This is a genomic window from Shewanella sp. HL-SH2 (assembly GCF_051164935.1).
Taxonomy (GTDB): domain Bacteria; phylum Pseudomonadota; class Gammaproteobacteria; order Enterobacterales; family Shewanellaceae; genus Shewanella; species Shewanella glacialimarina.
Map to the genome: position 1 here is coordinate 1,545,553 of NZ_CP195035.1, position 23,788 is coordinate 1,569,340.

Below are 23,788 nucleotides of genomic sequence, written 5' to 3' on the forward strand. Positions count from 1 at the left end.
ATAAAAACGGCGATCTGTTGATGATCGCCGTTTATCGATAATAACAATAAGCGCTTAAATAGCCTCGGTAACTTTATTTAACCAAATTAAATCATCACCTTGCATAAGAGGTGTCAGTGTTTTACGTACTTTGGCGTGATATTGATTAAACCAATTAATTTCACTTGTTGAGAGTAGTGATTTATCAATCAAACGTGCGTCCATAGGAATAAGCGTGATGGCATCAAATTCATACATTTCACGCTCACTGCCTTTTAGTGCTTCACAGTGTTGCACTACCACTAAGTTTTCTATACGAATACCAAAGCCATTTGTACGGTAATAGCCCGGTTCATTGGATAACACCATTCCCGGTAATAACGCCACGCCGTTGACGTTTTTGCCAATGCGTTGTGGGCCCTCATGAACACTTAGAAAGTGACCTACACCATGACCTGTACCGTGATCATAATCAAAACCATGTTGCCATAAATACTGGCGTGCAAATGCATCGAGTTGCACACCTGAAGTGCCTTTAGGAAAACGTGCCGTGTCTAAGGCGATATGGCCTTTTAATACTAAAGTGACCATTTTTCGCTTTTCATCGGTTACATTACCAATGGCTATTGTACGGGTGACATCTGTGGTGCCGTCTAAGTATTGTGCGCCAGAATCCACTAAGTAAATGCTATTCATTGCCATGGTGCTTGGCGTGCCATTATTGTGGTTATAGTGACACATAGCCGCGTTAGCACCCGTTGCCGAAATGGTATCGAAACTAGGCTCGCGATATTGTGGGTCTTGTAATCGATAGCTTTCTAATTGCTCAGCAAGAGCGGCTTCATCATGCATAATACCTTGTTCAACTTGACTGTCTAACCAGGCTAGAAAGCGTGACACGGCAACCCCATCACGAATATGGCAGGCTTTTATGCCAGCAAGTTCTGCTGGATTTTTTTGTGCTTTAGGCAGGGCTACAGGATCAAGTCCGGCAATTAATTTTGCGCCAGCCGCTAGAGCTTGAAGCTGTGAAAATGCGTTAGCTGAGTTAGGATCAGCTAATAATTTAACTCCAGTTAACGCAGCCAATGCAGTGGCTAATTCAGCTTCGTCTTTCACGGTAACACCTGTGCCCACATGCTCTGCAAAACCAGCAGGCACTTTAGCTAAGTCAGTGAACAAGGTCATGTCACCATTGGTCGCTAATAGGGCGCAGCCTAAAATAACCGGCAAGCGTGGCACATCGTTACCTCGAATATTCAGCAACCAACAAAATGAATCTAGTGCGGCGATTAATGCGACATCCGCACCTTGTTTTTTCACTAACGCGCCTATTTGTTGGCGTTTGTCTAAGCTATTGCGACCTGCACCTTCATGGCTGAACAAGGTAAAAGGTGACGTTGGCAGCTGAGGGCGATTATGCCAATGCACATCAATCGGATTTTGCTGCACATCGATTAATTCAATATCGGCTTTATTAAATTCAGACTTAGCATTTTGGTACCAGGCTAAGGTATGCAAACGGCTATCGATGCCGACTTTGCTGCCTGCACCAAGCGTGTCGATTAACCAGTCAATTTGTGGGTCGTCAGTTAAACTTAAATACTGAAACAGTGTGCCATCTACTTGCTGAGGCACTTGCACTGTATAACGGCCATCAGTAAAAATGGCTGCGGTGTCTTTTAGCACTATGGCCATGCCGGCAGATCCGGTAAAGCCTGTTGCCCAATGTAGTCGCTCATTTCTGGCTGGAACGTATTCACCTAAATATTCATCTGCGCGAGGAATAATAAAAGCATCAATATTTTCGATAATAAGCTGCTGACGAATGGCGCTAACACGCTCTGTAATAACAGATGATTGAGACATAAAAAGGCGACTCCAAAAAAAGGGCTGGCGAGTGAGGAACGTGGCCTGATTATCTCAAGCTCGGATGATAAGTTGCAAGTGAACTGTACTTTAACTTGACCTAATCAATTGTAACTTTATATTGTATACAATTTCAACGCGCATTATTGGCTATTGCTTTTTGCTGAAGCAATCAAGCATAACCCACTAATTTGGAGTTTTACATGACAATCGGTATCGGTGGCGTTAGTCCACAGCAAGCCCTTGAAGGCTTAAAAAATATGACTCAGGATGTTGAGCCAATAGCCTTAGCTGAATTTGAAGCACGCATTGTCAAGGCGCAGCAATTGATGCAGCAACAAGGCATTGATGCGGTTTATCTTAATGCTGGTACCAACCTTTATTACTTTACCGGTATGCGCTGGTTTGCCAGTGAGCGAATGGTGGGCGCTATTTTACCGGCTAAAGGTGAGGTGCAGTATATTGCTCCTGCGTTTGAACTTGATACCATCAAAGGCTATATGCTGGTTAAAGGGACTGTGAATACTTGGCACGAAGATGAAAGTCCATATGTGTTGCTCGTTGGCACTCTAGTAGCAATGGGAATAGAGGCCAGTCATGCCAAACTCGCTATTGATGAGTCGACTTCCTATTTTATCAGTAATGGTATTGCGAAAGCCGCACCACAGTTAACTTTAGTGGATGCGAAATCAGTTACTGCAGGGTGTCGTATGATCAAGTCTCCGGCCGAATTAGCGCTTATTCAACAAGCCATGAACATGACGATTGAAGTACATAAAGCCGCCGCGAGTATGTTATATGAAGGTATCACCACAGACGAAGTGAGCGCCTTTATTGATAGCGCGCATCGTAAAGTGGGAGCCAAGCGCGGGTCATATTTTTGTATTGTGTTATTTGGTGAAGATACCGCTTACCCGCACGGGGTTAAGTCGCCTAAAGCGCTAGACAAAAATGATACTGTGCTGATTGATACCGGTTGCCAATTAGAAGGTTATAACTCAGATATCACCCGCACTTATGTGTATGGTGAGCCAAGCACGCGCCAACGTGAATTATGGCAATTGGAACAACAAGCGCAGTTAGCGGCGTTTAATATCGCTAAAATTGATTTACCCTGTGGTGATGTGGATACTGCAGCGAGACAAATATTAGAGCAAGCAGGTTTTGGACCGGGTTATGCCGTTCCAGGTCTACCACATCGCACTGGTCATGGGATTGGTTTAGATATTCATGAATGGCCATATTTAGTTAAAAGCGATCGCACACCATTAGTTGAAGGTATGTGTTTTAGTAACGAGCCTATGCTATGTGTGCCGGGTGAGTTTGGCGTGCGTCATGAAGACCATTTTTATATGACAACAGCAGGGGCAAAGTGGTTTACCCTGCCTGCAAAATCAATAGATGATCCTTTTTATCTTGGGTAAAGATTAGCTTAAACATGTTTTTTGAGTTCATTAGCTTTGTAAGCATCATCGAATAACCTTAACAGCGCTTGCGTATAGCTTGTATGTAGGTATAGGCAAGCGCTATTGAGTTAACGGATTAATTACGTCTGATAAAAGACTCAATATAAGCCGGTGTGCGGGCGTTTAAAATAGGATCGTTCGAAGGCGCAATACCTTTTGGCAGTAATAGCGGGTTAAAAATCCCTTTAGCACAATCCAAGGTAGCGTTAGCACTGTCATTACTGCCATTGATAATCACTTGGCCGACCAGCAGTCGTTGACGTGATTGTGGCCATACAATGGTTGGGTCATTAATTTTATCGTTTGCTTCTGCAAGTTGAATAAATAAGTCCCATTTTGCGGTTTATTTTCAACGCGATTTTTTAACTCGTCCTGTAAAAAATCATCACTCAGCTTAGCCAGCTGTGTTGTTGATGCGCCAATTACCCCTTCAACTGGTTCGAAAATCCAACGACCTGGAATTGATTGGCCATCTTTTGATGTAAATAGAAAACTATTAACCCCAAAATAGCGATTATTAGCATAGCTTGCGGTTGGGGTAAGTTGCTTTACATAATCAAAAAAAGCTTTAGCGTGAGGTTTATTATCAATCAGCCATTGCTTACCTTCTGGTCCCTGTTTGACTTTGGTTTGGAAGGTAAAAAAATCATCTAGATTACTGGCGAAAAACACTTCAGCATTAGAGGTGACAAAGTTTAAGCTTTCTTTATCACCATCAATTTTAAGTGACATAAAGCGCCCCGCAGTTTTATCTGTAGCATGGGCGTTAGTGCCACCTAAGGAGAAGCGTGCAATGATGTCTATTTCAGCTTGATTTAAAAATGGGATAGTTAAAGTGTCATTGATTGCTGGGTTAGGCTTAAACACTCCTGAGGTACAAAATCCCTTTGCATGGTTACGTAACTTCACTTTTTTACCCGCATCACGACTTACCGTATCAGGCGTACCATTTACAGCATCTACCAGTTCAGCAATGGTTTTTTCTGAGGCTGTTGCTGGTGAGGTAATTAACGGAAGAGAAATAATTAAGCTGGCTTTAATCAGTAGGGATATTTTATTCAGTAACATTGAGGACCTCGATAAGTTTGTGTTGCTCATGACAATAAATAAGTGCTTTAAACCTAAGCAGAAAAGCGAGTTTTGTGAACCTAAGGTGCAGATAAATACTAAAGACAGGATAAAGGAGCGATTTCTTTCACCTATTGGGTGAAATATTATTTTAGATAACCACTATAGCTGTATTTACAATGTTAATGCTCAAATGCAGTGCCATAGAGAGGTGAAACAGCTTAATTATTTGAGTTGAGTTTATCAGAACAAAAACGCCTCAAAAAATGAGGCGTTCAGGTAAAGTAACAAAGTGAACTAAATTAATTTATTTCAAATAACTCAACATCAAAAATCAACACTGACCCGCCAACAATTTTGCCGCTAGTACGATTGCCATAAGCCAATTGACTTGGAATATAAAAACGGAATTTATCACCAATTGTCATTAGCTGAACGCCTTCGGTCCAACCTTTAATGACCTGATTCAGTGGAAAGGCAATTGTTTGTCCGCGCTCAACTGAGCTGTCGAAAACAGTACCGTCAATCAAGGTGCCATGGTAATGCACGGTTACATTGCTTTTAGCGGTTGGGTGTTCGGTGTTGTCACTTTTAGTGATCACTTCATACTGTAAGCCTGATAAAGTTTGTACTACGCCCTCACGCTTTGCATTTTCAGCTAAAAAGGTACTGCCTTTAGCAATGTTTTCTTTAGCAGCTTTTTGGTTAGTCATTTGGTTGAAAAAGTAAAAAATAACTAAAGCGATTACGGCTACGGCAATGATCATGCGCATGAAAAATTCTCTTTATTATCAATAATGGAAAGTATTGTTGTAGTGTACCCTAGTTTATATTGAGGTCACAATGAAGGCTTTTTGCGCCAAGTTAAATAAACTTAATGACTTAAATCATGTATAGCAGGTACAAGTAACTGATGCCGATAGTAAGCAGGATATTGGCAATAATCGACAACCAAAATCGATATTTGAAAGCATTCTTTTGAGTTTTATGCCGAAAGTGCTGTTGGGCTATTATTGCCGCAGGCCAGCCACCGAGTAGGGCGTAAATGTATAAGGTTTTTTCACTTATTCGACTGCGTTGATTTAATGAAGAGGATTGCTGTTGATTATGTGTGGCAATACGTTTGTCGTACCAGGTGATAATAAAACTAAGTAGATTTAAGCCAATAAACGCGCCAATAACCCATGGGGATAGGGCATAAAAACTATATCCCACAGCCAATAACGCTATCCATATTCCTAGCATGATAACGGCAAATATCATCATTTTAAAAACTCCGCATAAATTTCTAATTGAATTTCATCGCCCACAATGGGGATGTAACTGCTCATGCCAAAGTCAGAGCGCTTAATTGTGCCTATCGCACTAAAACCTAGGGTGTATTTTCCTGTCATCCAGTTATCGGCGCCACCATGAAAAGTAGCGTTAAATGTAACCGGTTTAGTCACACCGTGTAGGGTTAACAGGCCATGGAACTCAAACTGATTGTTGATGTTAGGATCGGTATTTATTACATCAATAGGGGTGACTTTTTGGCTTTTAAAATAAGCCTGCGGAAACTGCTCACTATCAAACCAGCTACTATTTTGCAGGGTTTTTTCAAGTTTTTGATTATTAATATCTAATGAATCAATTTGCACTGTGGCTTCTAATTGTGCCGCTGGCATGTTGTTAGGATCAAAACTCAGTCGGGCATCAAATTGATTAAAACGTCCCACATAGGTAGACAGGCCTAAGTGCTGAATTTTAAACAGTAGCGCAGCATGATTGGGGTCCAAAGTGTATTCACCCGCTTGTAACTCAGTTAACTGAGGTGTTACCGCTGGGGTGACCCAGCTAATACATCCTGAAAGACCAATTAGAATTACGCTAATCAATATCATGCGAATATACTGATAATAATGGATTAAATGCTTCAAAATTACTCCTAAGTATTTTGCTTATCTGGGGGCATTATGCGATGTGTTGAAGCGACATTATTGACTGCGCTGAGTTAACTTCGTCATTAAATACTCTAGCGGCCCCTGGGAGAAAAAACGTAAATACACAGCGGCTAAAAATAGTTGTAATAGACCTAATACTATTGCTAGAAGCATGTAGTCGATACGATCAAACTCCATTTGCCATTGTGGCATCCAATGTCGTAATAGCAATACGCCTAAAAGAGATTGTAGAATATAAAAACTTAACGACAGTCGGCCAATATTTTGTAATAGGGTTAATTTTAACGGATTGTTTTGACAAATTTTTACAATGATATGCCAGTAAATTAGTGCTGTTGGAATGGCGCCAAGCATCATAAATATACCAGAAACCTCTTTTAGCACAGCAGAGTCGGACAGGCTTAATAGACTGTCAATGCTAGCAAAAGCGATGCCTATACAGGCAAATAACCCAAGTTGCTTATGACTGAATCCGCGCTCAAAATAACCTTGCTTCATTAAGGTCATCCCTATTAGCATTAAACTTGCGCCGTACCATAGAATCGAAATGGGAATAATCAGTAACATATAACCGATCATGTAAGCTTGCATCACGACTTGGTCCGCATAGGTTCCTGTCCATAGCGCGAGTTGTTCAATAAAATAGTCTGAACCTCGATAGAATTGTTCATCTTCAAGGGTAATAGAAATAAGTGCTATGACCGCCATGGCAATCAACATGAATTTCGCCGACTTGGCTAATAATTGTTTTGGCCCAAGGGTGAAGTATCGACAGACCACTAAGCCACATAAACCATAGCTTAGTAAAATGTCACCGGAAAATAAAAATACCCCGTGAATAACCCCGAGTCCGATTAATAAGTAAAGTCGGCGTGTTATGCGATTTTTACCGTGCTCACTTTCACTTTCACTTTCACTTTCGCTATCACTTTTACTATCAAGGCTAGTCGTTTTTTGATATTGCAACCACAGGCCTGCGCCAAACAACATCGAAAACAAGCTGATAAAGCGGCCTTCTAATAGAAAATTACTGACAATCTCTATCGTTAAGTCGGATGCTATTTCTGGTAGATGTGGGGCATAACCGTAAAAGTTATTCGCCATAAAATAGATGTTGAGGAACAAAATACCTAGTAAGGCAAAACCCCTTATGGCATCTAAATTGGCGATCCGCCCATGTGTTAGAAGAGTTTGGTGTCGGGAAATGCCATTATCATTTGAAGGTGCTAAAGCTTGGTCGATATTACGGTTTATAAGCATGTATCATCCATAATTGATGATAAAACCATTATTAAAGTGTAATGGTTTTATCATTCTAAAGATTTAGTCCATTGGTGAACTTAGCTTATACTTTCTGCGGCTTTTCTGAAATCCATAATTTAATATGGCCTTGAACAACCACCACACCATTAGTGTCGTAAGCTTTTACATCGACTAACATATCGCCAACTTGCCATTGCTCAGGTTGTACTTCTGCCACACATAAAATGTCAGTGCCAGCTTTGGCGGTATACTCTACCGACATACCTTTAGGGATCCAGCGTAAGTGTTTAGGGATAGAGGCTTCAGCCATAGTGCCCATTGCCATTTCCATACCGTTACAAATCGCGATAACGTGAACCGTACCAATATGGTTTTGGACACTTTTACGTTTTTTGATCAAACACTCACATCTATGTTCTTTTAACGAGGTAATGTGCGGATGGATGGTACCGAAATACGGTGCCATACGGGACACCATTTTAGAAAATAGAGCGTGACCAAAAGGGTAGCTGGTTACCTTTTGATATAATGCCATGACTTTGTTAGGTTTGTTGTTATTCATAATCCATTTCGTGTGATTATTTGTCTGGTCGGATGAGATTAGCATTAATGTTCATACTCTGCTAGTAGTTTGCCTCATCGCAAGTGGGTATAATCGCCAGCAATTTTATTCAGTTTAGATCATGGGTTAGGGTTAATTTTGAAGTTATTTATAACGTATCTAAAAGGCATGGCAATGGGCGCTGCTGATGTCGTACCTGGTGTTTCAGGTGGAACCATAGCCTTTATCACAGGTATTTTAGACCCTTTGCTTGATGGTATAAGGAAAATTAACCCTACATTATTTGGAATTGTGCGCCAACAGGGGCTTAAAGCAGCTTTTTTACATATCAATGGGCCATTTTTGGTGTGTGTTTTTGGTGGTATTTTGACCAGTATTTTTGCCTTTGCAAAATTAATTTCATGGTTAATTGTGGCTCATCCTATTCCGGTTTGGTCATTCTTTTTTGGGCTGATATTGTTTTCTGTTTTTCATATGCTTAAGCAAGTTAGTCAGTTTAATCTACAGCGGATAGCGTTATTTGCGCTGGGTGTGTTGTTTGCCTGGGGGATTACGGTATTAAATCCTGTTGCGATAGAGGCGAGCTATATCAACTTCTTCTTTGCTGGCGCTATCGCTATTTGTGCAATGATTTTACCGGGCATCTCAGGTAGTTTTATTTTGCTTCTTATCGGCATCTATCCTGCGGTATTAGCCGCAGTAAAAGGGTTTGATATTGCTTATTTAGCCTGTTTTGCCATGGGATGTGTGCTAGGTCTGTTAAGCTTCAGTCATGTGCTTTCTGCTTTACTGCGCAAGTTTCATGATGCCACTTTGATGTTTCTTATCGGACTCATGTTAGGTACATTAGGTAAAATTTGGCCTTGGAAAGAGGTGGTTACTTGGCGAGAAAATTCTAGCGGACAACAAGTACCGTTACTTGAGCAAAACCTCACTCCATTTGATTTCCAAGCTATTACAGGCGATGCTCATCAGTTAGGCCTAGCGATTGTCGCTGCTTTATTTGGCATTGGATTAGTATGGTCGCTAGAGTTTTTTGGCGCCAAACATACTAAAGATTAACGCTATAAAATGCTATGTATGCAGTAAATGTAGCGCTAGTATTGATATAAACTTAATTAAACAGGACCTTAGTTCTGTTTTTTTTTGTTAAAAATGAACTACTTTTAACTAAGATTCGTAAAAGCTGCTAAATTACACAGCACTACTTTTATTTTAACCGCCACAGGAGTGCGTTCTCATGGATAAATCAGAGACCTTTATGCCAGAAAAAATTCAAATTGGTATCAGCAGTTGTTTGCTCGGTAATGAAGTTCGATTCGACGGTGGCCATAAAAATTCTTATTACTGCGCAAAAGAAATTGAACCCTTTTTTGAATACACCAGCATTTGCCCTGAAATGGCGATTGGTATGGGTGCACCAAGAAAAAGTATTCGCCAAGTACTTGATGGCGATCTTCTGTATATTCAAAGTGCAGACGGTAGCCTTGATGTCACTGCTAAATTAACTGAGTTTAGTCAAAATAAAGTGGCTGAGTTAGGTTACTTAGGTGGATATGTCTTATGTGCTAAGTCACCGACTTGCGGTATGGAGCGTGTTTTAGAGTATAAAATTGGCACCAACAACAGCACTAAAAGTGGCGTAGGGGTGTTTGCTAAAGCATTAATGGATAAATACCCATTGCTGCCTGTTGAAGAGGAAGGCCGTTTAAATGACATGATCATTCGCGAAAACTTCTTTACCCGGGTATATGCCTATGATGATTGGCGTAAAATGTTAGCCTCGGGCTTAACAAAGCATAAGTTAATTCAGTTTCATTCCCGTTACAAATACCTGCTTATGGCTCACAGCCCTAAATGGTACCGTGAGTTAGGCCCTGTCTTAGCCGATATTAAAGATTTAGAACAAACAGCTGATACCTATTTTACTGGTTTTATGACCGCTTTAAAGGTCAAGGCTACCCGTAAAAATCACACCAGCACCTTGCAACATATTCAGGGTTATTTTAAAAAGCATTTAAATGCGCGCCAAAAAGAAGAGTTAACTGAATCTATAATGAAATATCGTGAGGGTTTATTGCCTTTACTGGTACCTATTACGTTAATTAATCACTATTTGAAAGAGTTTGAAGTGCCTTATATTGCGGAGCAAATCTATCTAAATCCGCATCCTGAAACGTTAAAGCTACGTTATGCCTATTAAGACATTCACTTTTAACGAGATGACAAACAAGTAAGGTAGCCAATGCCATTAGCAGTAAACAGTCTTGTGTGGTTTAGACAAGATTTACGTATTCATGATCATCCTGCACTGAGTCAAGCGTGTGAGTTTGCCCTACAGCAAAATTCACATGTTAAGGCTGTGTACTTTGTCACACCTGCCCAGTGGGCTGAACATGATGTCGCAGCCATTCAAATAGACTTTATTGAACGACATGTTAACTTGCTTAGGCAAAGTTTAGCCAGTATTGGTATTGCTTTAGATGTTGTTCATTTGAGCTGTTTTGACGATATATTGCCATGGTTACAACAATATTGTGCCGAGCATCAAATTGGTAAAATATTTGCTGCTAATGAACCTGAATATAATGAACGTCAGCGCGATATAAAATTAATCGCAGCGGGTATTCCTTTAGCATTAATTGAGCAGGATTGTTTGCTTACAGCCGGAACCGTAACGACTCTGTCTGGCACCATGTATAAAGTGTTTACCCCATTTTCAAAAGCGTGGAAAAAAACAGCCGCGGGTAAGTTAATTAAACCTCTGCCAGCAGCAACTTTTAATGCGCCTATTGGCACATCAGATGCCATCAAGTTCAATATTCAATCGCATTACCCCAATCCTGTTAGTAGCCTGCAGTGGGCCGCAGGAGAAGATAGTGCAAGAGAGTTGTTGCAGCAGTTTATTGCGCAAGATATTAGCGATTACCAACAACAGCGCGACTTTCCTGCCATAGAGGGAACCAGTCGTTTATCGCCTTATTTAGCCATTGGCGTGATTAGCGCTCGGCAATGTATTACGGCGATTTTGTTTCATTATCCTGATGCACTGATAAATGATACAAGTCCTGCAAAAACCTGGCTTAACGAACTTATTTGGCGTGAGTTTTATCGCCATTTGCTGGTGGCATTTCCTAAATTATCTCGCGGCCAAAACTTCAACGATTTAGGTAAACACATACAATGGCGTAACAATAAGACCGAGTTTGATGCTTGGTGCAAAGGACAAACAGGTTATCCCATTGTTGATGCAGCAATGCGTCAGTTAAATCAAACTGGTTGGATGCATAATCGATTACGCATGGTCGTTGCCAGCTTTCTAACTAAGCATTTATTAATTGATTGGCGCTGGGGCGAGCAGTATTTCAGGCAGCAATTAATAGACGGTGATTTGGCCGCTAACAATGGTGGCTGGCAATGGTCTGCTGGCACAGGGTGTGATGCACAACCCTATTTTAGGGTGTTTAATCCTATGACCCAAAGCAGTAAATTTGACCCCGATGCTAGCTTTATAAAACAGTTTGTGCCCGAAATTGCTGGTTGGAGTTTGAAACACATACACGAGCCACACCTTAAAGCACAGCAGGCCAATTTGATGGCAGATTTGTTCTCTGATCGCGCAAAGCAAGATAAGGTTTATCCTATGCCAATTGTTGAACATAGCTCTGCCAGAAAACGGGCAATTGAAGTGTTAGCTGCACTAAAGCGAGGTTAGTTGAAACGAGGATAGTTGAGCTCAGGGATAATTGAAGCGCAGATAAATGCAAATGTATGGCATCACGCTTACCTTAAATTAAACGTCGGCATAGTTTAGGCTATGCCGATTTTTTTATCTAAAAATAAGCTTGTCACCTCTAACTACTCAGTTCAGTCCCATTAAAGTCATACTTGAGCTTAAGCTTAAATATCCCAAAGATTATTAGGAGATTAGCGATGCAAGTTTTCTTGTGATGGCAGCGTATGCGTGATGATTCGTCTGATACTAAAGAAAACATTTTACTGAAGCTAAATTATCGTATCTAACTGGGCTAAATCAGTAATCGTTTGGGTGGGCGATACTCCCCAGGGATCAAATATCATTTGTGGTGAACGTTTCACCCAAGCGGTTTTAAAGCCAGATGCCGCCGCGCCAAGAATATCAAAAGAATTACTGGATATAAGCCAAACGTCATTCTGCATTGAGTTTGTGGTTTGAATGAAATATTCATACACCGCAGGATTAGGCTTAAAGGTCATAATTGCTTCACAGCTCACAATACCTTCAAAATACGCTAAAATATTTGCGTTTTTCAATAGCGACTCGACCGCAGAGTATTCACCATTAGAGAACGCAAACAGGCTAATGCCTTTTTCTTTTAGGGTTTGTAAAGCTGGCGCGACGTCATCAAAAGCTGGCAAAGTCAGATAGCTTTCTAATAGTTGGCATTTTTGACTGTTAGTGAGCGGGATCGTATGAAACTGGCAAGTGTATTCCAGTGCATCTCGAGTGCAAATCGAGAACTCTTTATATTGCTGCATTAAACCGCGTCTAAAAGAATACTCAAGTTGCTTATCTCGCCATGTTTGGCTAAATGCATAAGCTTGTTTAATTACCGACTCAGTTTCGCGCTCTAATGTTTTTTGTTTGAACATTTTGATCAATAAAGCCACTACACCATGAGTGTCGATCAAAGTCCCATAGACATCAAATGCGAGTGTTTTTGTCATTTTGAATATCCCTGGTTCAATGTTTGTCACCCACAACTTCTATGTGAGTGGTCTTTATTTTTAAGTATATTTTCACAACGTTAATTAAACTGTTGTTGAAGCGTGGTGTACTCACACTGGTTCAGTGAGCATTTCTGGACGGCTATGCACTAGAATTGATTGAGCGCGTTAACTAAATAAAGTTCATATTAACATTATCTGCGTTATCGGGTACACAGTCGTCATAGCAATCTATCTAATTATTCATTCGTTATTCATCGCTAATTTTACCGTATTGAATGAGTGGTTAAATCACTTATCTAAATAACAGGCTTATCTATTCAGATCACCAACCAGATCACACTTTTAAAGGCTTTATGGTAATGAGTCACTATTGTTATTGAACAAACACGTTAATGAGCATAAAATTCATTTAAAGATTTATATTTTATACATGTTATGTTTTGCACACACCTTAAGGCGACAATAAATGTTAAATATTGATGACCCAGCAGACACTGATAACACTCCTGCAATTTGGCGTTTAGGTTTTAGGCCATTTTTTTTAGGTGGTGCTGTGGTCGCTGCCTTATATATTCCAATCTGGCTGATGGGTTGGTTTACACCGCAGTACAGCTTATTTAATGGTGAGTTTTGGGCCAATGTTGTGCCTTTATGGTGGCATCCACATGAGATGTTATTTGGCTTTGCTATGGCAATTGTGTGTGGTTTTTTATTAACCGCAGCACAAGCCTGGACCAACCAACCTACGATGAAAGGAGGTGTGCTGGCACTCACATTTGGTTGTTGGTTGGCAGCAAGATTACTCTTGTTATTGCCATTCAATATTCCACTTTGGCTGCCAGCATTGTTTGACAGCTTGTTTTTAGGGATCAGCGCAGCAACTTTATGGCGTTGTATTTATACTGCTAAACAATGGCGTAATATCGGCTTCCCTATTATGTTGGTTGTAGCATTAGTGGTTAATCTGGTTACCTATTATGCTTTATACGAGCGTAACTTTTCTCTATCGACTCAACTTTGGCAGGCAATGATTTGGTGGCTTGCGATGGTAATAACTATTGTTGGCGGTCGAGTTATTCCTTTTTTTACCGCAATGAAATTACAACATTCAAAGCCAGATCCCATTCAAGCACTTGAGATAACGTTATTACTCGTGATGGGATTGTTATTCGTTCAATCTGTGTTCCATTTATTCCCCCGTGAAATTGAACAGGGCATTTTACTCAGTGCAGGCATTTTGCAATTGGTAAGAGTGTCTCGCTGGAAAGGGCATAAAACATTTAAAGAGCCTATGTTGTGGTCTTTACATGTTTCATATTGGGCATTGCCGGCAACTTTGTTGGCTATGGCATGGCAAATTAATAATGAGTTTGCGTATCGCACTTTATTGCATCTATTTGCGGTTGGCGGTATTGCATCATTATGTTTGTCGATGATATCTCGAGTGTCACTAGGGCACACTAGTCGCAATATTTATCAAGGTCCAAATATGGTGCTTGCCTTTATTGGCATTCCTTTAGCAGCAATTTTTCGTGCGGTAATGCCATTGTGGCTCCCTCAATATAGTTCGACTTGGTTATGGTTGGCGGGAGCATGTTGGTTTATTAGTTTTGGGATGTTTGTTTGGCATTATGCCCCGATTCTTACCAAGCCTAGATTAGACGGACGTCCAGGTTAATCTCACAAATGAAAGAGTGAATTATGTCATTTAAGATTGTTAATAAAAAAGGTACCAAAATCGCGATAACTACTTTAATAACGGTTTTATTTAGCTTAACAGCCTTGGCTGATATCAGTGTTGACGAGCAGAATAAAACTCGATTTCCTAGTCAATATCAAACTTGGTTAGCCACATCTGAGCAAACAGAAAAACAAGATATGTTGGCTACTTATCCGGCCAATATTATTCTTTGGGCCGGTTCATCTTTTGCTAAAGAATATAATAGCCCCCGTGGGCACCAGTTTGCGGTAGCGGATGTAGCGCATATATTACGCACTGGTGTGTCAGTAGAAGAAGGCCAGAAAGGGCTTTCAGCCAGTTGCTGGACTTGTAAAACACCCGACGCCCCCAGATTAATGGAAGAGATGGGTATTGAAGGTTTTTCTGGCGCTAATTTTACTGATTTAGGTACTGAGATAAAGTCAGTCGTTTATTGCAGTGACTGTCATGAGGATGGAAGCGCTAAGTTGGCATTGCCAAGGCCACACGCGCAGGATGCGATGGCTAAAATTAAACTGCCTTTTGATAAGCAAAATACCAGTATGAAAGGTGCTCAGGTGTGTGGCCAATGTCATGTCACTTACTACTTTCAGCCTGAGCGTAGTAATAAGGTTAATATTCCGTGGATTTTCGGTAGCACCGTCGATGACATTGAAAAATATTATGACACACGTCGCTTCTATGAATGGATCCACCCCATTTCAAAAACGCCTATGCTCAAAGCACGCCATCCTGAGTTTGAACATTGGAGCCGCAGTAAACATGCTGAAGCAGGGGTGACATGTATAACCTGCCATATGCCACCGACAATCGATGATAAAGGCAATGATTTTACCGATCATAAAGTAGGTAATGCCCTGAATAATTTTGATCGTACCTGTAAAACTTGTCACAGTAGCCAGAAAGCCATCACACAAACTCTGCTAAAAAATAAACTACTGATTAATGCCAAGGCACGTGAAGTTGAAGGCTTGCTAGTGAAAGCCCATTTTGAGGCAAAAGCTGCGTGGGATGCGGGAGCTACGTGGGATCTAATGAATGATCCTATAATGAATATTCGTCATGGCCAGTGGCGCTGGGACTTTGCCATGGCATCCCATGGTTTGTATGCTCACAACCCTGAAGAGGGGAATGCATTGCTTGATAAGGCGATTGAACAAGTCACTTTATCCCGCACGTTATTAGCAGTAGTGTTACAAAAATTTGGCATTAATAAAGTGGATTACCCTGATATTAGCACCAAAGAAAAAGCCCATGCCGCTATCGGATTTAATAAAGATGAGGCGCAAAAAGCCAAAGATAGTTTTATCAAACAACAAGTGGATAAACATTGGCAACCGGTCGCTCTTCATGGATATGAGTAGTTACTTCGCTAATTCTATATATACTGAGTTTGACTATAAAAGCGCTTAAGGAGACTTAAGTGCTTTTTTACTGATCTATTATCCACTCCCAAACGTAACATTCAATGTCTAAATCATCTTTTTACTGCAACTTTTTTTACAGTAAATCCCCGCTAACTGATTGTCACTAAAGTCATTGTGCTTTTATTCAGTAGGCTTTATGGTAAGTATGTTAGTTATACAAACGGAGTGTTATATGTCAGAAGCGTCCACAGTGACTGAATTGCCAGTGTCGGCTACTCAGTCACCTGCGATTATTAAGCACTTTATTGAGCTTTATCAGGTGTTGAATAAAAATAATTTGCAACGCTTATCTGAAATTTATGCAGCCGAAATACAATTTCAAGACCCTTTGCATCAAGTTAATGGATTAAAGCAACTCACCAAGTACTTTGCCAATTTATACGAAAATGTAAGCCATATACATTTTGACATAACCCATATAATAGTCAGTGATTGCCAGCAGCAAGCATCTTTGTTTTGGACTATGAGCTATGCTCACCCTAAATTGAATAAAGGGCAAACCATTAAAGTGGATGGTATGAGTCTATTAAAATTTAACGACACTATTTTTTATCATAGAGATTACTTTGATGCTGGTCAGATGCTCTATCAGCATGTGCCAATGCTTGGCGGTGTTATTCGCATATTAAACAATAGAATGGGGTAATAATATGAGCCATCATCAATCCTCATCATCAGCGGTTCTGATAACTGGAGCAACATCGGGCATTGGTTTAGCAAGTGCTAAGTTTTACGCAGCTAAAGGTTTCCATGTCATCGCATGTGGTAGAAATGAAACCGTATTAGCGGGCTTAAATGTGGGTCATTTTTTAACATTTGATATTACTCAACCTGAACAAGTTAATCAGGCAGGTATTGCGCTGAAACAGTACCTGGCAGATAAGCAGCTTCAGCTTACCCAAGTTATCTTAAATGCTGGAACCTGTGAGTATATTGACGATGTTATTGAGTTTGATGCCATGCTTTTTAGTCGAGTCATAACTACCAATCTGATTGCGGTTGGACATTGCATTAGCGCATTTTTACCTCAGCTCACCAAAGGCGGCCAATTAGGATTAATGAGCTCCAGTGCAACTTATTTACCTTTTCCAAGGGCAGAGGCATACGGTGCTTCTAAAGCCGCAATAAGTTATTTAGGCCGCAGTTTAAGGTTAGATTTGGCCGCTAAACCCAGTGTTGATATTGGAGTAAGTGTAATTTGTCCTGGTTTTGTTGACACACCGCTTACCGCCAAAAATGATTTTGCTATGCCGATGCAAATCAGTAGCGAGCAAGCAGCAGAACGGATTTTTAAGGGGATGGCACAGCGCAAGTTCGAAATCCATTTTCCTAAGCGGTTTACCTTTATACTCAAGTGTTTATCTTTGCTTCCTGAGAAAGCACTTATCAAGTTACTTGCAGATAAAGCCGTTAAATAAAAATCACTTTTGAATACATACCCAAATTAACAGTAAAGCGTCAAGTTTGTACATATAGGAATAAGAATGAAAAAAATTGCGGTGATAGGAACCGGCATATCGGGTTTAACCTGTGCACATTTACTCAGCAGTAAGCACAAGGTAACTGTTTTTGAAGCCAATGATTATATTGGCGGACACACAGCTACGGTTGATGTCGAGGTAGACAAAAAGAGCTACGCTATTGACACTGGTTTTATTGTTTTTAATGATCGCACCTACCCAAGATTTGAAAAGTTAATGGCAAAGCTTGGGGTTGAGTCATTACCGACACAGATGAGCTTTAGTGTACACAATGCTTTCACTGGGCTTGAATACAATGGTCATACCCTATGGAGTATGTTTGCCCAAAGACGTAACATTTTCAAAGCTGATTTTTATCGTTTTCTAGCTGAAATAGTACGTTTTAATAACGATTGCAAAGCCATTTATGAGTCAGATACCTATCCTGTAATGAGTTTAGGTGAATATCTCGATAAACATAATTTTAGCCCATTTTTCTGTGAACATTATATTCTACCAATGGGTGCAGCCATTTGGTCTGCCAGTATTAATGATATGCGCGCCTTTGCGTTACGATTTTTTATTCGTTTCTTCCAGCACCATGGCTTGCTTAATATCAGTGACCGTCCGCAATGGTCGGTATTGAAAGGTGGTTCGCGTAGCTATATTCCTAAGCTTATTGAACCTTTTAAGAATAATATTCTGTTAAATAGCCCAGTAACGGCTGTTTGTCGAAATGATGAAGGCGTAAAAGTTCAAGTATTGAATGGCGAGTGGCTGCAATTTGATGACGTTATATTGGCGTGTCACAGCGACCAGGCATTAGCTATGCTCAGTGATGCAAGCAAAGATGAGCATGAAGTGTTGTCTGCCATGGAATACCAAAATAATGAAGTAGTGCTACATACTGATATTACTTTGCTACCCAAACGTAAAGCGGCTTGGGCAAGTTGGAACTATCGTTTAGACGGTGATGATAAAGTGCCTATGGGCGACAGACCCGCCAGTGTTACCTACAATATGAATATTTTACAATGTTTGCCCAAGGGAGCACCGACTTTTTGTGTGACCTTGAATCAAACTGGCTTGATTGATGAAAGTAAAATATTGCGTAAATTTAATTACGCTCACCCAGTTTTCAATGAAGCCAGTATGCAAGCGCAATCAAAGCGTGAGCTTATATCAGGTAAACGACATACTTACTTTGCGGGTGCCTATTGGTATAACGGTTTCCATGAGGATGGCGTGAGAAGCGCAGTTGATGTGTGTAATCAATTTGAGATCAGTTTATGACCGCAATGATAACTGACGATATGGCGTTAAACAGTGGCATTTACTATGGCAATATCAGCCATAGACGCCATGTGCCAAAACGCCATAGCTTTGGTTATAACATAGCTATGATGGCATTAGATTTAGACGAGTTACCAACATTGGTGAACACCAATAAGTTGTTTGCTGAAAAAAATGCACTACTCACCTTTAAAGCCGATGATTATCTTAAAAGCCTTGGTCAACAATTTGGGGAGGACTTTACCTCAGGTTTAAACATTGAAAAGCTCAGTGCAATTGAGGCATTAAAGCAGCGTGCATTGGTCACAATACAAAAGCTAGGTGCTCAACAAAGCTGTAACAGAGTGGTGTTTTGTGGCCAAATTCGTCATTTTGGCTTTTACTTCAGTCCAGTTAATTTTTTCTTTTGTTATCAAGATAAGACTCCACTTTATATGCTGGCTGAAGTCAGCAACACCCCGTGGAATGAGCGTCATTGCTATCTAATTGATTTAGTGAACACCACTCACACTGATAAAGTTTTCCATGTATCACCTTTTATGACCTTAGATATGCACTATTTATGGCGTATTTTACCGCCGCAGAAACGCCTTAAAGTGACCATTGAGAATCGTAATAGTGCTAATGAAAAGCTATTTGATGCCACAATAGCCTTAAAAAGAATGTCATTTACTGCGCCAAATATTAAGCGCTTCATGTTGGGGTACCCAGCCATGACAGCCAAAATTGTCTTGGGTATTTATTGGCAAGCTTTAAAACTATTTATCAAACGTATTCCTTTTGTGGGCAAGCAAACCAAACAAGTGCCCACATGAAAACAATCAGCAGTTCAAGTAAACCAAATGTGTACTCAGTACGTATTAGCCCTTAATATTATAAATTTGAAGCTAATTTTTTAATTTGAATGGAGTGCCAGCATGGATAATGCCGCAACCGGTACAAGTATTGCTCAAGCTACGTTATCAGACAGTTTGGCTAAAAAGATTTTATTACGAGCACTGGCTCATCTAGCTGAAGGGCAATTAACGATTGTTGATGCGTCACAATCGCATGTATTTGGTCATCCAGAAAGCGACATTCACGCCACCATGCAAGTGTTACACCCAGGTTTTTATCGTCAGGTAGTATTTGGTGGTTCAATTGGTGCAGGTGAAGCTTATATTCAAGGTCATTGGTCTAGCCCTGATTTAACGAAAGTAGTGCAAATTTTTGCCAGAAATTTAGCCTTGCTTGATAATATTGAACGTTACTTCTCTTGGTTAAGTAATGGCCTAAACCGCGTTAAGCATATATTTAATCGAAATTCGCAAGCCGGTTCAAAACGCAATATCTTAGCCCATTATGATTTGGGTAATGATATGTATCAGCAGTTTTTAGACCCAGAAATGATGTATTCCAGCGCAATTTATCCAGCAAATGATGCCAGTCTAGCTGAGGCGCAATTGCACAAGCTAGATACCATATGTCAGCGTTTAGATTTAAAACCAGGGCAAACCTTATTAGAGGTAGGCACTGGATGGGGCGCACTGGCAATTTACGCAGCTAAGCATTATGGCGTGTTAGTGACCACAACAACGATTTCAGATGCGCAATATGATTACGCTTTATCTCGGGTAAAAAGTGAAGGCTTATTAGACAAGGTCACCTTGTTAAAACAGGACTATCGTGAACTCACCGGGGTGTATGATCGCGTGGTGTCAATTGAAATGATTGAGGCTGTGGGGCATGAGTATTTACCGGGCTTTTTTGAAAAGCTACAGCATATGCTTAAACCTGAAGGGCGTTTATTAATTCAAGCCATTACCATTGCCGATCAGCGCTACAATAGCTATCGCAAAAGTGTTGATTTTATCCAGCGTTATATTTTCCCTGGTGGCTGTTTACCCTCGATCAGTGAAATGTCCCGTCATATAGCCAATAAAACCGACATGGTTATTTGGTCATTAGATGACATCGGCCTTGATTATGCGCGTACCCTAAAACATTGGCATGATAATTTTGATATGGCCAAAAGTACCATTACCAAACTTGGATACGGTGATGATTTTATTAGAATGTGGAAGTTTTACTTAAGCTACTGTGAAGGTGGTTTCTTAGAGCGCGCCACCAGTACAGTACATTTAACCGCGGTAAGACCTGGCTATCGAAAAAGCTAATATTTTTGTTGTTAGCTAACTTGTTCAGATTACGTATTATATAAATGAGGGTGTCATGAAAAAATCTATTTCATCCTCTTCACGGCTCAGTTTAGCTGACCCCGTTGTAGCTAATAAAACAACGGCTTTTAAAAAAATACTGCTGAACGCAGTTAGCTTTCAAGCGATATGGTGGCTGGGAGTCTTATATCAAAACCAGTTCATCTTAGTATCATTGATGCTGATTGGATTACATTTTCTATTATCAGATCAAAAACGCGTCGATGTACTTATCCTACTAGTTATTACAGCACTTGGCGCAGCTGTCGATGTTGGGTTAACTTATTCTGGTGTATTTGTTTTTGCATCAACGCCATGGTGGTTATTACTGCTTTGGGGATATTTTTCACTGACATTAAATGTAAGCTTAGGTTTTGCACATAAATTCAACCTGCCTGTTCAAGTTATTATTGGTGGTGTCTCTGGCTGTTTAAGTTACCTTGCTGGGGCAAAGTTTGATGCCGTAATATTGCCTTTGGGGATGACACATTCAGCTATTATTCTTGCGGTGATCTGGTCAGTACTATTTCCCGTATCACTTCATATAGCGGCGCGGTTATCACGATAACTGTGCTATGTACGCGTACAGAGTAGGTAAATATGTCAAGTATAAGTAAGCTTGCAAATTTTGTATTGATACTGAGCGCAGCGAATATGGTTTATGCTGAAGATGTCAATAATGTTACAGATTTGGCAGTTAAGGCATTAGGCGACGCTAACATTAGTCAGGCTAGTTTAAGTCACACGGCGGCATCAGATTTAATTCAAACCACTCAATTGCTTAAATCACAATCTGCTGACAAACAGTTTATTTTGCCGCCTCTTGTCCAAGTTGGCGAGGCTGATTTAGATGTTTTGTGGTTTGATGTTTACTTAGCCAAACTATACTCAGTTGACGGCACTTATCAGCCCCAGCAATTTCCAATTAAATTAGCCATTCAATATCACCGCGATATAAGTGCAGCAGAACTCATTGAGGCAACTACTGAGCAGTGGCAAGCTAATGGGTTAACAGAGTCTGAGATTAACCGTATAAAAAAGCATTTAACCCTTTCCTGGCCTGATGTTAAAAAGAACGACACACTTAGCTTTATTATCCACAATGATAAACAAGCCGAGTTTCTGTTTAATGATAAGTCTTTCTATCAGCTAGAGGATGCTGAGTTTAGTGCCGCTTTTATTGGTATTTGGTTGTCTGAAACCACAACTGAGCCTGAATTACGTCAACAATTAATTGGAGCAACTCAATGATTAACCTTTCATTTTTGAATACGTTTTGGGGTAAAGCTCAATCATCTGTTAAAGCCTTAACCGTTATTACTGTTTGTTTTAGTTTGTTTTCTTGTTCGTCCGCTTCAATTGAAGATTATGCAGGTACAACACCTGAGTTAAATTTGGTTGATTTTTTTGACGGTGAATTAACCGCTTCAGGCATAGTGCAAGATTTTTCCGGTAAAGTGACACGAAAGTTCACCGTGACAATGGAAGGCAGCTGGCAAGATAGTCCACAAGGCAAGCAAGGCGAACTTAAAGAATGGTTTATTTATGATGACGGTGAAAAGCAAACACGGATTTGGTATTTAACCGATTTAGGTAATGGTCAGTTCGAAGGCCGTGCAGATGATATTTTAGGTGTGGCTACAGGCGAGGCTAATGGCAGCGCACTTAGATGGCGCTATGATATGAAGCTCATGGTGGATGGTAGTGAATATCAAGTTGAATTTGATGATTGGATGTTCTTAGTGGATAAAAATACCATTATTAACAAAAGCGATATCATTAAATTTGGTATTACAGTCGGCACAGTCACATTAGTGATTCAAAAGCAGTAATTGGGATTATTCAAGCTATGGTTCTGTTACAACACTGACACTGAGTGTCACTTTTCTAAACTCAGTATCACTTTCCTAAAATAGTGAATTTTAATCATTTAGACAACAATGTTTGCTTATTCACTATTCTAGGTTGTGTCATCTGCTTAGCCTTTTAACTTACTGTTATCAACCTGTTTGCGGTCATAGTATTCAAAGGGAAAGACATTGCGAATTTGCTGGGTGAGATCATCACCTATGTTGGCAGAGACATGCAGCCTTACTTGATTATCTCTTTCTGCTCTTATTGTACAGGTCAGCTTATGCTCTTTGGCAAAGGAGCGACATTCTCGCTCAAATTTTTCTGGGATTTTACCTTTATGTCGATTTAATCGACCTTGCTTAAAGTGCATTTCAAATAGTGTTAACCCTTTCTTGCCTGAAAAAATCAGCTTGTAGGCAATGAAAAAAAACACGCCAATAAATAAAATCTTTAATAACGTTTCTACCATATCGTGCGTCCTTTAATCTTTGTTATTTATATATTAAAGATACGCCCGATTTGTTTCGGTGCAATCTTTTTTATCAAAACGTGAGTCGTAGCAAAATTATTCCATGGGGTGAGTCGTATGGTTGAAAAAAACTCATGTTACAGTTTGGTTACGGTTGATGTATTTTTAGTCTACACTCTGTAATGCAACTTATTAGTGGCAGATGTAAGTTGAATTCAAACTAGTTAAATGGATTGTTATTTTATTAAGGATAATGTCATGTCGATATCAAATGCTAAGCGTTGGAACGAGTTATGTGAATTGCAAATTACTATAATGGGTAATCTTGCTAATCGGTTCCCTGAACGTCGTGAAAACCTCGAGTCAGTAGCGAGTGGCTGGAAAAGTATTCAACAACAGTTACAACAAAATAAAACCCCTGTGTTATGAGTTGTACTGTGTGGGTATTGCATTAAGTCGATGCTTACATCGACTTTTTTATTGATTTTAATGGTCAACCACCTCAAGAGG

General features: G+C 40.2%; 23 protein-coding genes and 1 pseudogene. 15 read left to right on the top strand and 9 right to left on the bottom strand.

Annotation, left to right across the window (positions count from 1 at the left end):
- Positions 1–54: 54 nt before the first annotated feature.
- Positions 55–1,848 carry an aminopeptidase P family protein gene (locus tag ACRWP9_RS06685; RefSeq protein WP_434928469.1) on the bottom strand — a complete coding sequence of 598 codons (1,794 nt, stop codon included), beginning with the start codon at positions 1,846–1,848 and terminating at the stop codon, positions 55–57.
- A 203-nt stretch (positions 1,849–2,051) separates the two neighbouring features.
- Here ACRWP9_RS06685 and ACRWP9_RS06690 point away from each other — a divergent pair, with 203 nt between their 5' ends.
- The gene (locus ACRWP9_RS06690) at positions 2,052–3,272 is read left to right on the top strand and encodes a M24 family metallopeptidase (RefSeq protein WP_434928470.1); all 1,221 of its coding nucleotides are present in this window, start codon (positions 2,052–2,054) and stop codon (positions 3,270–3,272) included.
- 118 nt (positions 3,273–3,390) lie between these two features.
- Here the strand turns inward: ACRWP9_RS06690 and ACRWP9_RS06695 are convergent.
- The 6 genes and pseudogenes from ACRWP9_RS06695 to ACRWP9_RS06720 form a co-directional block, all read right to left on the bottom strand.
- Positions 3,391–4,382: pseudogene (locus ACRWP9_RS06695) on the bottom strand (catalase family peroxidase).
- 302 nt (positions 4,383–4,684) lie between these two features.
- Positions 4,685–5,155, bottom strand: coding sequence for an FKBP-type peptidyl-prolyl cis-trans isomerase (locus ACRWP9_RS06700; RefSeq protein ID WP_226410832.1), 471 nt, complete (start codon positions 5,153–5,155; stop codon positions 4,685–4,687).
- Positions 5,156–5,264: 109 nt separating this feature from the next.
- The gene (locus tag ACRWP9_RS06705; RefSeq protein WP_226410831.1) at positions 5,265–5,648 is read right to left on the bottom strand and encodes a DUF1294 domain-containing protein; all 384 of its coding nucleotides are present in this window, start codon (positions 5,646–5,648) and stop codon (positions 5,265–5,267) included.
- A complete protein-coding gene (locus ACRWP9_RS06710; protein ID WP_226410830.1) occupies positions 5,645–6,301 on the bottom strand; it encodes a YceI family protein in 657 nt (218 codons plus the stop codon). The genes ACRWP9_RS06705 and ACRWP9_RS06710 overlap by 4 nt, the downstream gene beginning before the upstream one ends.
- Before the next feature lie 57 nt (positions 6,302–6,358).
- Complete coding sequence (locus tag ACRWP9_RS06715; protein WP_434928471.1) at positions 6,359–7,585, bottom strand: DUF418 domain-containing protein; 1,227 nt, start codon at positions 7,583–7,585, stop codon at positions 6,359–6,361.
- A gap of 85 nt (positions 7,586–7,670) precedes the next feature.
- Positions 7,671–8,150 (bottom strand): hotdog fold domain-containing protein, encoded by a 480-nt coding sequence (locus ACRWP9_RS06720; protein WP_434928472.1) that lies wholly within the window; start codon positions 8,148–8,150, stop codon positions 7,671–7,673.
- A 138-nt stretch (positions 8,151–8,288) separates the two neighbouring features.
- Between ACRWP9_RS06720 and ACRWP9_RS06725 the strand changes: the two genes are divergently transcribed.
- From ACRWP9_RS06725 to phrB, 3 genes are all read left to right on the top strand, one after another.
- Entirely contained in the window at positions 8,289–9,212 is a 924-nt protein-coding gene (locus ACRWP9_RS06725) for a DUF368 domain-containing protein (RefSeq protein ID WP_434928473.1), read from the top strand.
- Positions 9,213–9,390: 178 nt separating this feature from the next.
- Entirely contained in the window at positions 9,391–10,353 is a 963-nt protein-coding gene (locus tag ACRWP9_RS06730) for a YbgA family protein (protein ID WP_434928474.1), read from the top strand.
- A gap of 42 nt (positions 10,354–10,395) precedes the next feature.
- Positions 10,396–11,865, top strand: coding sequence for a deoxyribodipyrimidine photo-lyase (phrB, locus tag ACRWP9_RS06735; protein ID WP_434928475.1), 1,470 nt, complete (start codon positions 10,396–10,398; stop codon positions 11,863–11,865).
- Between the two features lie 290 nt (positions 11,866–12,155).
- On the opposite strand, the gene ACRWP9_RS06740 is transcribed toward phrB, so the two are convergent.
- Entirely contained in the window at positions 12,156–12,857 is a 702-nt protein-coding gene (locus ACRWP9_RS06740; protein WP_434928476.1) for a haloacid dehalogenase type II, read from the bottom strand.
- Positions 12,858–13,326: 469 nt separating this feature from the next.
- Here ACRWP9_RS06740 and ACRWP9_RS06745 point away from each other — a divergent pair, with 469 nt between their 5' ends.
- The 10 genes from ACRWP9_RS06745 (at position 13,327) to ACRWP9_RS06790 (ending at position 22,787) form a co-directional block, all read left to right on the top strand.
- Positions 13,327–14,538: an NnrS family protein gene (locus ACRWP9_RS06745; protein WP_434928477.1), complete on the top strand. Its 1,212-nt coding sequence runs from the start codon at positions 13,327–13,329 to the stop codon at positions 14,536–14,538.
- A gap of 23 nt (positions 14,539–14,561) precedes the next feature.
- A complete protein-coding gene (locus ACRWP9_RS06750; protein WP_434928478.1) occupies positions 14,562–15,944 on the top strand; it encodes an ammonia-forming cytochrome c nitrite reductase subunit c552 in 1,383 nt (460 codons plus the stop codon).
- 235 nt (positions 15,945–16,179) lie between these two features.
- Complete coding sequence (locus ACRWP9_RS06755; protein WP_226410821.1) at positions 16,180–16,653, top strand: nuclear transport factor 2 family protein; 474 nt, start codon at positions 16,180–16,182, stop codon at positions 16,651–16,653.
- A gap of 4 nt (positions 16,654–16,657) precedes the next feature.
- Positions 16,658–17,425 carry an SDR family NAD(P)-dependent oxidoreductase gene (locus ACRWP9_RS06760; protein WP_434928479.1) on the top strand — a complete coding sequence of 256 codons (768 nt, stop codon included), beginning with the start codon at positions 16,658–16,660 and terminating at the stop codon, positions 17,423–17,425.
- Between the two features lie 66 nt (positions 17,426–17,491).
- The gene (locus ACRWP9_RS06765; RefSeq protein ID WP_434928480.1) at positions 17,492–18,760 is read left to right on the top strand and encodes an NAD(P)/FAD-dependent oxidoreductase; all 1,269 of its coding nucleotides are present in this window, start codon (positions 17,492–17,494) and stop codon (positions 18,758–18,760) included.
- Entirely contained in the window at positions 18,757–19,575 is an 819-nt protein-coding gene (locus ACRWP9_RS06770; RefSeq protein WP_434928481.1) for a DUF1365 domain-containing protein, read from the top strand. The genes ACRWP9_RS06765 and ACRWP9_RS06770 overlap by 4 nt, the downstream gene beginning before the upstream one ends.
- 102 nt (positions 19,576–19,677) lie before the next feature.
- Positions 19,678–20,916 carry a class I SAM-dependent methyltransferase gene (locus ACRWP9_RS06775; protein WP_434928482.1) on the top strand — a complete coding sequence of 413 codons (1,239 nt, stop codon included), beginning with the start codon at positions 19,678–19,680 and terminating at the stop codon, positions 20,914–20,916.
- Positions 20,917–20,971: 55 nt separating this feature from the next.
- Entirely contained in the window at positions 20,972–21,523 is a 552-nt protein-coding gene (locus ACRWP9_RS06780; RefSeq protein WP_434928483.1) for a DUF2878 domain-containing protein, read from the top strand.
- Positions 21,524–21,555: 32 nt separating this feature from the next.
- Positions 21,556–22,206 carry a chalcone isomerase family protein gene (locus ACRWP9_RS06785; protein ID WP_434928484.1) on the top strand — a complete coding sequence of 217 codons (651 nt, stop codon included), beginning with the start codon at positions 21,556–21,558 and terminating at the stop codon, positions 22,204–22,206.
- Positions 22,203–22,787, top strand: coding sequence for a DUF3833 domain-containing protein (locus ACRWP9_RS06790; protein ID WP_434928485.1), 585 nt, complete (start codon positions 22,203–22,205; stop codon positions 22,785–22,787). The genes ACRWP9_RS06785 and ACRWP9_RS06790 overlap by 4 nt, the downstream gene beginning before the upstream one ends.
- 146 nt (positions 22,788–22,933) lie before the next feature.
- Here the strand turns inward: ACRWP9_RS06790 and ACRWP9_RS06795 are convergent, their stop codons facing one another.
- Entirely contained in the window at positions 22,934–23,278 is a 345-nt protein-coding gene (locus ACRWP9_RS06795) for a DUF3634 family protein (protein ID WP_226410813.1), read from the bottom strand.
- A 258-nt stretch (positions 23,279–23,536) separates the two neighbouring features.
- Here ACRWP9_RS06795 and ACRWP9_RS06800 point away from each other — a divergent pair, with 258 nt between their 5' ends.
- Positions 23,537–23,707, top strand: coding sequence for a hypothetical protein (locus ACRWP9_RS06800; RefSeq protein ID WP_434928486.1), 171 nt, complete (start codon positions 23,537–23,539; stop codon positions 23,705–23,707).
- The last annotated feature ends 81 nt before the right edge of the window (positions 23,708–23,788 follow it).

What these genes read in the sequence shown, in the direction of transcription:
- ACRWP9_RS06760 (WP_434928479.1), top strand. Translation starts at nt 16,658, where the DNA reads ATGAGCCATCATCAATCCTCATCATCAGCGGTTCTGATAACTGGAGCA.
- ACRWP9_RS06780 (WP_434928483.1), top strand. Translation starts at nt 20,972, where the DNA reads ATGAAAAAATCTATTTCATCCTCTTCACGGCTCAGTTTAGCTGACCCC.
- ACRWP9_RS06720 (WP_434928472.1), bottom strand. Translation starts at nt 8,150, where the DNA reads ATGAATAACAACAAACCTAACAAAGTCATGGCATTATATCAAAAGGTA.
- ACRWP9_RS06750 (WP_434928478.1), top strand. Translation starts at nt 14,562, where the DNA reads ATGTCATTTAAGATTGTTAATAAAAAAGGTACCAAAATCGCGATAACT.
- phrB (WP_434928475.1), top strand. Translation starts at nt 10,396, where the DNA reads ATGCCATTAGCAGTAAACAGTCTTGTGTGGTTTAGACAAGATTTACGT.
- ACRWP9_RS06685 (WP_434928469.1), bottom strand. Translation starts at nt 1,848, where the DNA reads ATGTCTCAATCATCTGTTATTACAGAGCGTGTTAGCGCCATTCGTCAG.
- ACRWP9_RS06715 (WP_434928471.1), bottom strand. Translation starts at nt 7,585, where the DNA reads ATGCTTATAAACCGTAATATCGACCAAGCTTTAGCACCTTCAAATGAT.
- ACRWP9_RS06745 (WP_434928477.1), top strand. Translation starts at nt 13,327, where the DNA reads ATGTTAAATATTGATGACCCAGCAGACACTGATAACACTCCTGCAATT.
- ACRWP9_RS06755 (WP_226410821.1), top strand. Translation starts at nt 16,180, where the DNA reads ATGTCAGAAGCGTCCACAGTGACTGAATTGCCAGTGTCGGCTACTCAG.
- ACRWP9_RS06740 (WP_434928476.1), bottom strand. Translation starts at nt 12,857, where the DNA reads ATGACAAAAACACTCGCATTTGATGTCTATGGGACTTTGATCGACACT.
- ACRWP9_RS06790 (WP_434928485.1), top strand. Translation starts at nt 22,203, where the DNA reads ATGATTAACCTTTCATTTTTGAATACGTTTTGGGGTAAAGCTCAATCA.
- ACRWP9_RS06795 (WP_226410813.1), bottom strand. Translation starts at nt 23,278, where the DNA reads ATGGTAGAAACGTTATTAAAGATTTTATTTATTGGCGTGTTTTTTTTC.
- ACRWP9_RS06785 (WP_434928484.1), top strand. Translation starts at nt 21,556, where the DNA reads ATGTCAAGTATAAGTAAGCTTGCAAATTTTGTATTGATACTGAGCGCA.
- ACRWP9_RS06765 (WP_434928480.1), top strand. Translation starts at nt 17,492, where the DNA reads ATGAAAAAAATTGCGGTGATAGGAACCGGCATATCGGGTTTAACCTGT.
- ACRWP9_RS06800 (WP_434928486.1), top strand. Translation starts at nt 23,537, where the DNA reads ATGTCGATATCAAATGCTAAGCGTTGGAACGAGTTATGTGAATTGCAA.
- ACRWP9_RS06690 (WP_434928470.1), top strand. Translation starts at nt 2,052, where the DNA reads ATGACAATCGGTATCGGTGGCGTTAGTCCACAGCAAGCCCTTGAAGGC.
- ACRWP9_RS06705 (WP_226410831.1), bottom strand. Translation starts at nt 5,648, where the DNA reads ATGATGATATTTGCCGTTATCATGCTAGGAATATGGATAGCGTTATTG.
- ACRWP9_RS06730 (WP_434928474.1), top strand. Translation starts at nt 9,391, where the DNA reads ATGGATAAATCAGAGACCTTTATGCCAGAAAAAATTCAAATTGGTATC.
- ACRWP9_RS06775 (WP_434928482.1), top strand. Translation starts at nt 19,678, where the DNA reads ATGGATAATGCCGCAACCGGTACAAGTATTGCTCAAGCTACGTTATCA.
- ACRWP9_RS06700 (WP_226410832.1), bottom strand. Translation starts at nt 5,155, where the DNA reads ATGCGCATGATCATTGCCGTAGCCGTAATCGCTTTAGTTATTTTTTAC.
- ACRWP9_RS06770 (WP_434928481.1), top strand. Translation starts at nt 18,757, where the DNA reads ATGACCGCAATGATAACTGACGATATGGCGTTAAACAGTGGCATTTAC.